At 74.4% G+C, this 13,474-nt stretch carries 8 protein-coding genes; 1 reads left to right on the plus strand and 7 read right to left on the minus strand.

The window, feature by feature from the left end:
• Positions 1 to 246: 246 nt before the first annotated feature.
• Positions 247 to 1,068 carry an endo alpha-1,4 polygalactosaminidase gene (locus RVR_RS35115; protein ID WP_237405159.1) on the minus strand — a complete coding sequence of 274 codons (822 nt, stop codon included), beginning with the start codon at positions 1,066 to 1,068 and terminating at the stop codon, positions 247 to 249.
• Between the two features lie 460 nt (positions 1,069 to 1,528).
• Between RVR_RS35115 and RVR_RS35120 the strand changes: the two genes are divergently transcribed.
• Positions 1,529 to 2,671, plus strand: a complete 1,143-nt coding sequence (locus RVR_RS35120; RefSeq protein WP_237405160.1) for an AI-2E family transporter — start codon at positions 1,529 to 1,531, stop codon at positions 2,669 to 2,671.
• Positions 2,672 to 2,796: 125 nt separating this feature from the next.
• Here the strand turns inward: RVR_RS35120 and RVR_RS35125 are convergent, their stop codons facing one another.
• The 6 genes from RVR_RS35125 to RVR_RS35150 all read right to left on the minus strand — a co-directional run bounded on the left by RVR_RS35125 (position 2,797) and on the right by RVR_RS35150 (position 13,413).
• On the minus strand, positions 2,797 to 4,086 hold the full coding sequence (locus tag RVR_RS35125) for a low temperature requirement protein A (RefSeq protein WP_202237983.1): 1,290 nt from the start codon (positions 4,084 to 4,086) through the stop codon (positions 2,797 to 2,799).
• 112 nt (positions 4,087 to 4,198) lie between these two features.
• Positions 4,199 to 4,687 carry a MarR family winged helix-turn-helix transcriptional regulator gene (locus RVR_RS35130; RefSeq protein WP_202237995.1) on the minus strand — a complete coding sequence of 163 codons (489 nt, stop codon included), beginning with the start codon at positions 4,685 to 4,687 and terminating at the stop codon, positions 4,199 to 4,201.
• A 79-nt stretch (positions 4,688 to 4,766) separates the two neighbouring features.
• Entirely contained in the window at positions 4,767 to 5,531 is a 765-nt protein-coding gene (locus RVR_RS35135; protein WP_202237997.1) for an SDR family NAD(P)-dependent oxidoreductase, read from the minus strand.
• A 115-nt stretch (positions 5,532 to 5,646) separates the two neighbouring features.
• The gene (locus RVR_RS35140; protein ID WP_237405161.1) at positions 5,647 to 6,813 is read right to left on the minus strand and encodes a S1 family peptidase; all 1,167 of its coding nucleotides are present in this window, start codon (positions 6,811 to 6,813) and stop codon (positions 5,647 to 5,649) included.
• Between the two features lie 211 nt (positions 6,814 to 7,024).
• Positions 7,025 to 8,812 carry an SGNH/GDSL hydrolase family protein gene (locus RVR_RS35145; RefSeq protein WP_237405162.1) on the minus strand — a complete coding sequence of 596 codons (1,788 nt, stop codon included), beginning with the start codon at positions 8,810 to 8,812 and terminating at the stop codon, positions 7,025 to 7,027.
• 314 nt (positions 8,813 to 9,126) lie between these two features.
• Positions 9,127 to 13,413, minus strand: a complete 4,287-nt coding sequence (locus RVR_RS35150; protein ID WP_202238009.1) for a glycoside hydrolase family 3 C-terminal domain-containing protein — start codon at positions 13,411 to 13,413, stop codon at positions 9,127 to 9,129.
• Positions 13,414 to 13,474 lie beyond the last annotated feature (61 nt).

The raw sequence follows: 13,474 nt of genomic DNA on the forward strand, positions 1-13,474 counted from the left end.
GTACGGGGCGGCATGCGGGCGTGACGGGGTACGGGAGGGCCGCGGGGCGGCGGGCGGAGGAAGGTCGCAGGGGTGGGGGAGGGGGAGGGCCGCAGGGTGAGGGAGGGGCGTCGGCGGGCGGGGCGGGGGCCGGTCGCCCTGGGCGCCACGGGCCGCACGGGTGGAGGGGTCCGTGCGCGGCGGAGCGGGCGGGCGGCGCGGGTGCGGCGGCCGGGAGTTCCCGCCCCCGCGCCGCCCGCCGCGCGGTCAGCAGGTCTGGCGGACGTAGCCCTTGCTGCCGGCGGGGGAGACGTCGAGGTCGCGGCGGACGATGCTCAGCTCGTCGCCCCAGCCCGCGCACGCCTTCGCCAGGCCCTTCGCGGTGTACTCGACGACGACCACGTGGTCGCCGAACGCGGCCGTGTAGTCGTCGCACTCGTCGTAGGTGCCGCACTCCTCCGCCACCGCGAAGTCCAGTCCGGTCCTGGTCCGGTCATCGGCGAGCTGCGGGGTGTTCTTCTGCGCGATGGCCAGGCCGTCGGCGTGGGCGTGGGCCGACAGCAGGGTGATCATCGACTCCGCCTCCGCCGAGGTGAGCAGTTTCCCGGACCGACTGTAGCTGTCGTAGTTGTCGGGTTCGACCGCCTGGTACCCCTTGGACGCGCACCCGTCGATCCAGCCGTCGACCTTCTCGGCGATCCGCTGCCGCTTGTCCGCGGTGCTGGTGTCGAGCAGCGCCTCGCCCCAGTCCTCGTCGTAGACGACCTCGCCGTCGGCGTCGTGGAGCAGCAGGTCGGAGTCCCAGTCGTCCTCGGCGCCGGGCTGGACCTGGAACGCGTTGACGTAGCAGATGTTGTACAGCCCGGCGGCGGGCGGGTCGGTGCGGTCGCGGCTGACCACGCCCACCCCGGCGGGCGGCGGGTACGCGCCGCCGATCTGGTAGTCGAAGCCGGCGTGGGCGGGCGGCAGGGCCACCGCGTCGGTCGCCGCTCCGGCCGGGTGCATCGCGAGTGACGGGACGAGCGCGGCGGCCAGTAACGCCGGAAGCGCGGTCAGACGGAGAGCGGAACCGCGGTCGATGCGCATCATCGAGCTCCTGATGAGGGAGGGCACGTCCCCGCCTCGGACGCGCGCGGCGGTCCTGGCGACTTTGTCCGGACTTACGGCCCGGGTGCGGGCCGGGTCACCGGCTAGGCGTACCTCTGGCGCCGGTCCTCGTATCCGGCGCTTGCCCGGGAGTTAATCGCGCAGATTCCCCCGTGTCAACCGCGCGTTTCTGATCAGTTGACCCATGAATGAGTCAAAAATGCGCACGCTGTCGCGGAGTTCGCGCACGCCTGTGCCTGGCTTCGGGGGAAGCGCCCGCCTCGGGAGCGCTTCGGTATGTCGGTGAATGGACCCTTTCGTCCGGTGATTGGGCCGACCAGGCGGCAGCGGGTGACGCGCCGCCCCCCGGCGCCGTTGGTAGGGGTGGAGGCGCGGGCGGAGCCGCACCCACCAGCCCCGCGCGACCGTTCCGCGCGGTCCACCGTCGTGAGGGAGCCCTGCCTTGACCGACCTGCCCGCCGCGCTCCCCGCGTCCCTGGCCGACCCCGTGCCCGGCCCGGGGGCGGCCGCCGCCGGCCCCTCCCGCACCCGGCCGCGCCCGACCGCGTCCCTCCCCGCGGTCCGCCGCTCCTGGTTCGGCGTCGGCTTCGGCACCGGGCTGGGGGCGGTGCTCGCCTGGATGCTGGTGCGCACCGTGCTGCGGATGAGCGAGCTGCTGACGCTGCTGCTGCTCGCGGTCTTCATCGCGGTGAGCCTGGAGCCGGTCGTGGCCTGGCTGTGCCGGCGCGGGCTGCGCCGGGGCCCGGCGGTGGCGGCGGTGGCGGCCGGTCTGGCCGGGGTGCTCGCCGCGTTCGTCGCCCTGGTGATCCCGCCGGTCAGCGCCGCGATCACCGCGCTCACCGACGACGTGCCGCGCTGGCGCAGCCAGTTGCACGACCACCGCACCACCCTGGGGCGGCTGGAGGAGCACTACCACGTCATCGAGAAGGTCCGCCGGCAACTGGGCTCCGGCGGCGGGGCGTCGGAGGTCGCCGGCGGCGTGCTGGGCGCCGGGCAGCTCGTCATCAGCGCGGTCGCCTCCACCGCGATCGTGGTCACGGTGACGCTCTACGTCATGGTGGCCCTGCCCGCCATCAAGCGCTTCTGCTACCGCTTCGTGCCCGGCACCCGCCGGGCCAGGGCGGAGTCGGTGAGCGAGGAGATCCTCAGCCGGGTCGGCCGCTACATGCTCGGCAACGTGGTCACCTCGGCGATCGCCGGAGCCGCCACCCTCGTCTGGTGCGAGGCCACCGGTGTGCCCTACCCCGCCGCCCTCGGCTTCCTCGTCGCCCTCATGGACATGGTGCCGGTGGTGGGGTCCACCGTCGGCGGGGTCGCGGTCAGCCTGGTCGCCGTGTCGGTGTCCGTGCCCGTGGCGCTCGCCACCGCCGCCTTCGCGGTCACCTTCCGCGTCGCCGAGGACTACCTGATCATGCCGCGCGCGATGAAGTTCGCGGTGGACGTTCACCCGGTCGTCACGGTGGTCGCGGTCCTGGTCGGCGGGAGCCTGCTCGGCATCGTCGGCGGTCTGGTCGCGATCCCGGCGGCGGTCGCGCTGGGCATCGTCCTCGACGAGTACGTCTTCCCGCGCACCGACCGCGCCTGACCCGCCGGCCCGCCTGACCTGCCCGGTCCCTGACCCGCCGGCCCGCCTGACCCGCCCGGTCCGGGCGCCCGGTCCAGCCCGTCCTGGCCCCGCGGGCCCCGCCCGGGCTCAGGACATGCCCGCGCTCAGGACACGCCCGGCCGGTCGAGGTCGTCGAGCATCCGCCGCTGGTGCCGGTGGCCGACCGTCTCGTACCCGACGACGGTGACGAACGGCGCGAGCATCACCACCAGCAGGCACAGCGACAGTCCGGCGCCGGCCGCCGCCAGCAGCACCGCGGCGGCCAGGACCACCATCGTCAGGGCGATCAGCAGCAGGTGGAAGCGGTCGCGGGAGGACAGCAGCAGGGTGTGCAGCAGGTAGATCACCAGCACGTACAGCCCGACCGGGAGCGCCAGCGCCAGCACCACCGAGGTCCGGCCCAGCTCCGCGTGGTGCTCCAGGTACAGGCCGGCGACGTGCAGCCCGGCGCCCGCGCCGGCGATCCCGACGAAGGCCGGGATGTGCCCGTACCCGAAGAGGTAGCCGCGGCTGCGGCGGCGCGCGAGGATCTCGCCGAAGGGCGTGGTGAAGTAGATCCACCACATGCCGAAGGTCAGGCCGATGCCGGCCACCACGACCGCCACCGCGGTGCCGGTCCAGTGCGTGCCGTCCGCGCCGCCCAGCAGGCCGCCCGAGGACGCCACGGTGCCGACGACGCCCTCCCCGAGCGTGATGATCGCGAACAGGCTGTACCGCTCCGCGACGTGGTGCGGGTGCCACGGCGTGCCCCCCGCGCCGCCCTGGCCGAGCACCGGCAGCATCAGCTCCAGCGCCGCGAGCACCACGAAGGCCACGAGGACCACCGTGCGCGGCAGAGGGGCGAAGCCGATCACGGTCCAGGCCGCCTGGGCGATCACCGTCCACCGGATCATGGCCATGCCGACGTCGTGGAAGGACGGCGAGTCCCGGGCCGCGCGCCACCACTGGAGCACCATGGCGACGCGCATCACCACGTAACCGGCGACGATCGCGCGCAGTTCGAGGCGGCCGCCGTCCTCCACGGAGTGGAACATCGCCGGCAGGCCCAGCGCGAACACCACCACGCCGATCATCTGCACCATCGTCAGCAGGCGGTAGAGCCAGTCGTCCGTCCCGAACGCGGACGCGAACCAGCTGAAGCTGATCCACGCGATGCTGATCGAGACCATCGCCAGCAGGAACGCGCCGACGGCCCGCCCCGTGTGCCCGGCGGCGAGCATCTCGGCGAACTGCGAGGCCGCGGTGCCGACGGCGACGACGAAGGTCAGGTCGAGCAGGAGCTCCAGCGGGGTGGAGACCCGCCCGCGCTCCTCGGGGTCGCGGCCGGACATCGGGACCCGCTGGTGCGCCACCCTGCCGGTTCCGGGCGTGCTGCCGGGTTCTGAGACGGTCATGCCCAGCATGATGCCGGACCCGGCCCCGCTTCCCACGTCAGGCCGTGACCCGGCGGCCGGCCGCGCGGGGGTCCGGGGCCGGCCCCCGCGCGCGGTCAGTCCTCGCCCGCGCTCATCCCTCGCCCGCGGGCGGACCGGACCGGGCCGCGTCCGCCGCGAGGAGCCGGCCGAGCAACTCCGCGAGGTGGGCCAGGTCCTCGGCCGGCAGGTCGGCCACGGCCGCGGGCGGCCGCAGCAGGACGGCGTCGGTGGTGGCGATCGCCTGGTGCCCGGCCTGGGTGAGCGTGACGAGCTTGCGGCGCCGGTCGTCGGGGTGCGGACGGCGCTCGACGAGGCCGTGCTCCTCCAACTTGTCCACGATCAGGGTCGCGTAGGGGGCGTCGACCCCGTTGGCCTCGGCGATCTCGCGCAGGGTGCGCGGGCCCCCGCGGAGCTGGAAGAGGACCTTGCCGCGGCCCCCGCCGAGGCGGAAGCCGAGCGTCTCGGCGAGTTCGCCGTGCCGGTTGTGGGCCTCGACGAAGTGCCGCATGAGGGCCCAGACCTGCCGGACGGGATCGCCCTCCGGCGTCGGCGCGGGACCCGGTCCCGGTGAGCCTGCCATCGGTGGCCTCCCCGCGCTCAGGATCGCGGCGGCCGGGGCCGCCCCGCCGCCGGACGGCCGGCCCGCGGCCGCGTCGCGCTCACCACGCCACCGTCCTGCCGAGGTAGTCGACGTAGTGCAGGCCGGGCGCGCCGTGCAGGGAGTCGAGCGTCTTGACCACGTTGGGGATGCTCTCGTCCACGCTCAGCAGGCCGTTCGGCCCGCCGACCCCGACGCGCACCCAGCCGGGGGCCATGAGCACGAGGGTCCGGGCCTCGCCGGCGTGCCGCGCCGCGTAGCTGCGCATGAAGGTGTTGAGCGCGGCCTTGCTGCCGCGGTACACCTCGTGGCCGCCGCGCTCGTTGTTGGCCACGCTGCCCTGGCCGGAGGACATCACGCCGATGGTGCCCGCGGGTTCGACCAGGTCCTGGAGCGCCTCGACGGTCCGCAGCGGGCCCAGCGCGTTGGTGACCATGACCCGGTTGAACTCGTCGGTCGAGGTCTCGGCGACCGTTCCCTCCGGCTGGTTGGTGACGCCGGCGTTCACGAAGAGCACGTCGAACCGGCGGTCGGCGAGCCGCTCGCGCAGGGCCGCGATCCGGGCGGGCTCGGTGATGTCCACGGTCTCGATCTCCAGGAGCCCCGCGGCCTCCTCGGCGAGGTCGTGCAGTTCGGTGCGCTCCGGGCCGCGCACGGTCGCCACGACCTGCCGGCCGTCGGCGACCCACTCCCGGGCCAGGGCGAGGCCGAGGCCCCGGGAGGCGCCGATCAGCAGGATCCGCTCGCCGGGGTGCGAGGACCGCTCGGAGCGGGGGCCGGTGGAGGTCCCGGGCGTGGCCGGGGTGCAGTTATTAGTTGTAGTCATAGCAACTATTGTGTGACCTATAACTAATGGCGTCAAGCGTGGAGGCCCGTCCCGGGGGCGCCCCGGGACGGGCCTCGGTGGTGCGGGTGCGCGGACCGGCCGGGTCCGCGGCGGGTCAGCTGGTCTGGAGCGTCAGACCGTAGTGGGACAGGATCGGGTTGACCGGCTGGAACCAGGTCTCGCCGCCGGAGGTGCAGTCGCCGTAGCCGCCGGAGGTCACGCCCTGGGCCTGGTCGCCGCTGATGAACGAGCCGCCGGAGTCGCCGGGCTCGGCGCACACGTTGGTCTCGGTGAGTCCGTAGACGCTGCCCGCGCTGTAGTTGACGGTCTCGTTGGTGCTTAGGACCGTGCCGCAGTGCCAGTGCGTGGTGGAACCCGAGCGGCACACCGAGGAGCCGACCGGCGCCACCGCCGAGCCGTGCACCAGGACGTCGGAGACGGTGCCCCAGCCGAGGACCACGTTCACCGTCCACCAGCCGCTGCCGACGTTGACCCAGGAGTAGTCGTTGCCCGGGAAGGTCCCGGCCTGGAAGTTGCCGACGTAGGAGCCGTCCCAGCCGTAGACGGCCGCGCCCTGCTGCGAGCAGTGGCCCGCGGTCACGAACCCGCCGATCACCGAGAACCCGATCGAGCAGCGGATGCCGTGGCTGGTGTACGGGTCACCGCCGACGGTGCCCGCTGACAGCGTTGTCGGAGCCGCGGCGGTCGTCGTCCGCACCACGACCGCGCCCTTGGCGGCGCCCTGCTCGGCCTTGGCGACGAAGGCGCGCACCGCCGCGTCGTCCGCCCGGTCGGCCCGCACGTCGAGGACCACCTGGTTGGACTGGAGGTCCACGCCCCAACTGCTCACCCCGGCCGGGGCCTTCTGCTTCCTCGCCAGCGCGTCGACGGCCGACTTCGCCGCGTCGAGCTGGCTCGCGGTACGGCCGACCAGCCGGGCGGTCGCACCGGTCCTCGTCACCGCCGAGGCCGCGTGCGCGTCGGTGACGCCCACCACGAGCTTGCCGCTGCCCTGGTCGAACCACGAGCCGCCGTACGAACTCCCCGCGGCCTTGCGGGCCTTCGGGGTGAGCGTGGTGGCCGCGGCCTGCTGCCGCAGCCGCTGGTGGGCCTGGGGCGGGGTGAGGCCGAGGTCGTGGACCATCGCCGACACCACGGCGTCGGAGGCGTCCGCGCCGGCGGACGCGGGGGCGGCGTCCGCCGACATGGCGCCGGCCCCGGTGAGGGCGGTCGCGACGAGCGCGGCGGAAAGACACGCGATCATGCCGATTCTGCGTTTCATGACACTTCTTCTTCCGTCCGGGGGGAGTGAGACCGAAGGACGCGAGAGAGCGCTCTCTCGCGGAGGTGCGGAGTCATCGTAGGACCAAAAGAATGCCATGTACAGGTCAAAAGTTGGTGGAGTCGATGCGCGGTGTCCGAGGGGCGGACGGGCGCCCGGTTCCGGCCGGTGGGTCGGAACCAGGCGCCCGGGCGCGGGTCGGCGCGCCCGCTCAGAGCGTGGCGAGGTCGATGGCGTCGGCCATCGCCCGGTACCCGGCTCCGTTGGGGTGCAGGTGGTCGCCGGAGTCGTACTGCGGGAGCATCGCCTCCGGGTCGGCCGGGTCGCGCACGGCCGCGTCGAAGTCGACCCAGGCGTCGAAGGCGCCGCCGTTGTCGCGGATGAAGGAGTTGATCCGGTCGCGCGCCGCGGCCCGCGCGGGGTCGGTGCAGCCGCAGCCCCCCGCCGGGGTGAGGGTGCCGACCACGACGCGGAGCCCGTAGGCGTGGGCGGTGGCGGCGATCTGCTCCAGCCCGGCGATCACGTCGTCCGCCGAGGCGTCGGAGTCGACGTCGTTGATGCCCTCCAGGACGACCACGGTGCGCACGCCGGCCTGGGCGAAGACGTCGCGGTCCAGCCGGGCGGTGGCCTTGACGCCCGCGGTGCCGGTGTTCGGCAGGCCGTTGAACGCGTCGGTGAGCACCCGGTTGCCGCTGATCCCCTCGTCCGCGACGGCCGGCGCGGTGGGGCCGTCCTTCGCGAGCAGCCGCTGCGCGAGGTAGTTCGGCCAGCGCTGGTTGCCGTTCACCGTGGACGCGTAGCCGTCGGTGATCGAGTCGCCGAGGGCGACGACGGTGCTGTGCGAGGGGCCGGTGACCTCGATGCCCGACAGCACCGTCCAGAAGCCGAAGAGGTTGTTCACGGGGAAGTCGGCGCCGTCGGCGGCGTGGTCGGTGCCGCCGTCGGCGGTGGAGTACATGTCCTGGAGGCCCTGGCTGTGCATCGGGGCGAACTGGACGGTGCCCGGCAGATAGACGCTGACCAGCAGGTCGCTGTCCGCGGGCACGGAGAAGGGCAGCGGATCGCTGTACGCCTGCCCGCCGGCGGGCATGGTGGCCTGCCGTTTCCCGCCGAAGGTGAGCGTGACGGGCGCGGCGGCCGGCACCGCTCCGGACGCGCGCACCGCGATGGTGGCGTGGCCCACCGTCAGCGGGGCGGGCCCGAAGGAGTTGTCGAGCCTGATCCGCACCCGGTTGCCGCCCACGCTGGTGTGCTCCACCATCCGCAGCGTGCGGTCGGTCCACACGTACGGTGCCAGGCCGTCGTCGACCGCGGTGGACCAGGTGGCGGTCCACCCGGCCGGCTCCGGGCGCAGGCCGAGGGCGAACACGTGGAGTTCGGGCGCCGGGCCGCCGCCCGTCCCGGTGACCGTCGGGAGCGTCACCGAGGCCGGCCGCCGGCGCGCGTCCAGCGGTACGGACACCGCGTACAGCTTGACGTCGAGCGCCGTCGGGCCCGCGGGGGTGTCGCGGCGGGCGGTGCGCACCGCCAGCTCGTCGCTCGGCCCGCTGTACCAGTCGGGCGCGGTGAGCCGGTAGCTCTGGCTGCTGCCGTCGGTATAGGTGACCGTGCCGGACCCGGCGGCGTCGGCGCCGGTGCCGGTGACCAGGAACGTCAACGCCGAGCCGGAGCCGTGCAGCGCGATCCGCTGGCCGTCGGCGATGACGTTGTCCGGCTGTCCGGGGGTGGCCCGGGGCATCGTGAGCCGGGTTCCGTCGACCGTGACCGCGGCACCGGGGCCCCAGCCCGCGGCCGCCAGGTCCTCGGCGACGAAGCTGTTGCCCAGGCCGTCGAGGTCGGCCGCGGTGGGCACGGCGGCCGTGCTGATGCCGGCGTTGTCGTACGCGGCGGCGAGGTTCGCGTCGGGCGGGGCGGGCGGGCCGGCCGCGGCTGCCGGGGGCGCCATGACGGCGACCAGTGCGGCGGCGGGGAGGACGACAGCGGACAGGATCCTTTTCAACTCACGCTCCTGACGGGTGTTCCGGTGGGGGCCGAGGTGCGAGGAGGTGCGGTTCGGAGGGGTGGGGGGAGGAGGCGGGCGGGCCGCGCCCGCCGGGGTCTCGGGCCGACGGGCGGATCCGGGCTGACGGGCGGATCCGGGCCGCCGGCTGCGCCCGGCCCGCCCGAGGGACGGGGCCTTCCGGCGGCCGGAGAGGCCGGGCACTGAACAGGCTCGGGCAGCCCGAGGCGTTGCGGCGCCCGACGCGCCCGGGCCGCCCGGCGAACCGGGCCGATGGACGCGTCAGGACCCCCGGCGGGCCCGGTGCGCCCGGCTCACTCGACGGCGATGTCGAAGACGTGCAGCCGGGTGCCGGCCTGGTCGCCGGCGGCGGTCGAGGGCAGCGTGACGTAGGCGAGGGTCTTCCCGGCGGCCAGCGGGACCTTCGTCGCGTAGACGCTGACCTCGGTGGCGGCCGGGTAGCCGCTGCCCGCGGGCCGGTTCCAGGACGGTGCGGTGGCGACCAGGTCGTCGCCGGGCAGCGGGGAGCTCGGCGTCCAGTTGGTGAGGGTGAGGGTGTACGGCGCAGTGCTGCCGTCGGTGTAGGTGAGGGTGCCGGTGCCCGAGCCGCTGCCGTTGTTCGCCGAGCCGAGGAACCACAGCTGCGCACCGCTGCCGCCCACCGCGATGTTCTGTCCGGCGGCGACCACGTTGTCCGGGCTGCCCGGGGCGGCCGACGGCCAGCTGAGGACCGGCGGGTCCTGCGGGACGGTCTGGCCCGGCACCAGGCCGACCCCGGCTAGCGCCTGGGCGGAGTAGCTGTAGCCCGAGCCGTCGAAGTCGGCGGACTGCGGCGCGGAGTCGTCGCTGACCGCGGTGTTGTCGTACGCCGCCGCGAGCGATCCGAACAGCAGCGGCAGGTCGAGGGAGCCGCCCTGGAGCGGGAGGTCCCCGTCCGAGGTGTGCACCGTGCCGGTCAGGTCGATCGCCGCCGACCTCGCGCCGTTCCCGACGGCGACGGTCAGCGGCTCGGTGGCCGACGCGCCCGGCGCGAGCACCACCGTGGCCGTGGCGGGGGTGACGTCCACCCCGTCCGGCGGGTCGGCCCCGACGTCCACCGACACCCGGCGGTCACCGGTGTTGTGGAGCGTGAGCACGGCCGGGTAACTGCTCCCGGTCCGCGCGAGCTTCGCGGTGGAGGTGAGCGTCGCCGACACCAGGGGGCCGACCGTGACCTGGAGCCCGCCGTCCGTGCGGTAGCCGCCGTCGGCGGACGCCGAGGCGGTCAGCCGCCACAGCCGGTCCTGCGCGCCGGCCGGCGGCGTCACCAGCCACGACGTGCTCAGGCGGGTGCCGGGCCGCACGCTGCGGAACTGCGCGGCCGTCCGCGGCACGGCCGTCCACCCGGCCGGCACGCCGAGGCCGAGCCGGACGTGGTCGAGGGTCTGGTCGCCCCCGGCGGTGAGCGTGGTGGTCACCACGTTGCCGTGGGCGGGGTCGAGCGTGGCGGGGGCGTGCGCGGAGACCGCGCGGGTGCCGGTGGAGCGGCGCAGCGTGTAGTGGCCGGTCAGCGGCAGGTCGCGCGAGGAGTCGCCGACCGACAGCCGGTAGGTGCCCGGGTCGGTCTTCCAGGCGCCGGTCGCGTCGTCCCAGATCCGCAGGTCGGACGGGGAGAGGCTGAAGGTCACCCGCTGGGACTGGCCCGGGCGCAGGGTGACGCGCTGGAAGCCCTTGAGCTGCTCGGGCGGTTCACCGGACGTCGCCGGGTCCCCGACGTAGAGCTGGGCGACCTCGGAGCCGGTCCGGGTGCCGGTGTTGCGCACTGTGGCCGAGACGCGGACCGGACCGGCCGCCTCGGCCGTCCCCGGCGAGACGCTCAGGCCGCTGAAGGAGAACGTCGAGTAACTCAGGCCGAATCCGAAGGGGAAGAGCGGTGTCAGGTGGTGGGCGTCGTACCAGCGGTAGCCGACGTCCAGGCCCTCGCTGTAGTGGTAGTCGGTGGTGTTGGTCGCCACGTCCACGGTGCCGGGGTAGCGGGCGGGGTCGGCGGTGGGCAGTTGGGACATGCTGGCCGGCCAGGTCTGCGGGAGCTTGCCGGACGGGTTGACGTCGCCGAACAGCACGGACGCCAGCGCGGTGCCGTTCTGCTGCCCGCCGTACCAGGACTCCAGCACCCCGTCGACCGAGTCCAGCCACGGCATGAGCACCGGGGCGCCGGTGTCCAGGACGACGACGGTGTGCGGGTTCGCGGCGGCCACCGCCTCGACCAGGTCGTCCTGCGCGCCGGGCAGCGTGAGGTTCTGCCGGTCCCCGTCCTCGCTCTCGTCGTCGCTGACCACGACGACCGCGACGCTGTCCTGTCGGGCGGCGGCCGCCGCGGCGGCGATCGCGGCGGTGTCCGGGACCTGCCAGCCGAGCGTGACGGAGCCGTTGGACGGCGGGCTGGTGGGCGTCCCCGCCACGGGGCCGCTCGGGCCGTTGACCGGCTGGTAGTTCTCCACTGTGATCGGCGTCCTCTCCCCGCCCACGAGGTGGACCGCGGAGACGCCGGGGCCGTACTGCGCCCAGTCCTGGAAGACCGGCCGGCCGCCGAGGCTCATCCTGACCCCGCCGGTGTCGGCCATCGAGAAGGTGTAGGTCCCGGTGACCGGTGCGGTCAGGTAGCCGGTCCACCGCACCGAGAAGCCGGCCGGGTTGACGCCGGGCCCCGGCGCGGAGGTGTAGTGGTCGTCGATGTCCGGCTCGACGCGGGTGAGCGCGGGCGTGCCGGACAGGTCGAGGTTGTTGTAGTAGCTGGCGGTCAGGCCCTGCTCGCCGCCGGCGGTGGTGAAGCGCGCCGAGGGGACGGTCGGCAGCTTGTCGGTCACCCCCGGGACGCGCACCCCGGAGCGCTCCAGGGCGGTCTGCCCGCCGGCGCCGTCGGCGGTGTACGCGTCCAGTTCGGCGATCGACCACCAGCTGCTCGCCGATCCGGTCTGCACCACCTTGACGTACCGCGCCTGGCGGGCGGCGAAGGCCGCGGTGACGACCTGGCCGGTGCCGGTGCCCTCGGCGACGGGGGAACCCCAGTCCTTGCCGTCGGAGGACAGGTAGACCTGGTACCCGCGGGCGTAGTCGGTCGCGTTGCCCGCGTCCATCGTGATCCGGTCTATCGGGTGCGAGCCTCCGGTGTCGGCGGTGACCCACTGGCCGTCGGCCATCGGCTGCCCACTGGACCAGCGGGTGCCGAGGTCGCCGTCGAACATGTTGTCCGGCTGGTCGGACGCGCTGGCCGAGGAGGAGGCGGCCCCCGCCCAGGACCCGACGCTGTCCACCCGCACCCCCGCGCCCGCCCGCGCGGCGATGCCGTCCGCCACGGTGACCACCGACGAGGGGTCGGCCGGCACGTGCGAGCTGCCGCCACCTCCGGTGACCGGCGCGTCCTTCGCCGCGGCGCCGATCACGGCGATCGACGGGGTGCCGGACGCCTTGAGCGGCAGCAGACCGCCCTCGTTCTTCATCAGCACGGTGCCTTCGGCGGCGATGTCCCGTGCGGTGGCGACGTGTTCGGGGGTGGTGGCGGTGGCGCCGGGCGAGCCCGCGGTGGAGTCGAACAGGCCGAAGGCGAACTCCTCGGTCAGCAGCCGCGCCACCTTGTCGTTCAGCACCGCCGTGCTCACCTGGCCGGAGCGCACGGCGTCCGACAGCGCCTGCCCGAAGTTCCCCGGGGCGGGCATGTTCAGGTCCAGCTCGGCGTCGGCGGCCCGCACGGTGCTGCGCGCCCCGTCCCAGTCGGTGACCACGAACCCGTCGAAGCCCCAGTCCTGCTTGGCGGTGTCCTTCAGCAAGGTCGCGTTCTCGTTCGCGTGCACGCCGTTGACCAGGCTCGTCGCGGCCATGATCGAGGCCGCGCCGCCCTCCTGCACGGCCTGCTCGAACGCCGGGTAGTAGATCTCGCGCAGGGTGCGCTCGTCCACGATCGCGTTGCCGTTGTTGCGGTTCTGCTCGGTGTCGTTGGCGACCAGGTGCTTGACGTCGGCCATCACGCCCTGGGACTGGACGCCCTTCACGTACTGCGTGGTCATGGCCCCGGCCAGGTAGGGGTCCTCGCCGGCCATCTCGAACACCCGCCCGCCACGCGGGTCCCGCTCCAGGTTGGCGTCGGGCCCCAGGTCGACGCTCACGCCCTTGGTCTTCGCCTCGGCGCCGACCACCTGCCCGTACGACAGTTCCGCCGCCGGGTCCCAGCTCGCCGCCGCGGCCACCGGCGCCGGCATCGCGGTGGTGCCGCCCATCACCACGCCGGCGCCGCCGTCGTTGAGATTCAGCGCCGGGATGCACAGCCGCGGGATGGCGGCCACCACGCCCGCATAGCCGGGCAGTTGGCTGCCATGGGTCATGGACAGCTTCTCGTCGGTCGTCATCCGCGCGAGTACCTGGGCGGCGCGCTGCGCGGGGGTTGCGGTCGAGCCGACCCAGGGGCAGGCGGAGTCCGCGGTGGCGGGCCCGCCTGCCGCGGCCGGGACCTGCCCGGCCGTCACGGTCAGCAGCAGCGCGGCCGCCACCCCCGCGGCCCCGGCGGGCCACCGTCCTCGCGTCCGTGTCCGTGTCCGGCCCGGCCGGTGGTCGTGGGAACGGGGCATGCCTGGTCCTCCCGGGAGTTCCTCGCACGACGCCTGCCGAACGTCGGACTGTAACGTTTCA

This window comes from Streptomyces sp. SN-593 (assembly GCF_016756395.1).
GTDB lineage: Bacteria > Actinomycetota > Actinomycetes > Streptomycetales > Streptomycetaceae > Actinacidiphila > Actinacidiphila reveromycinica.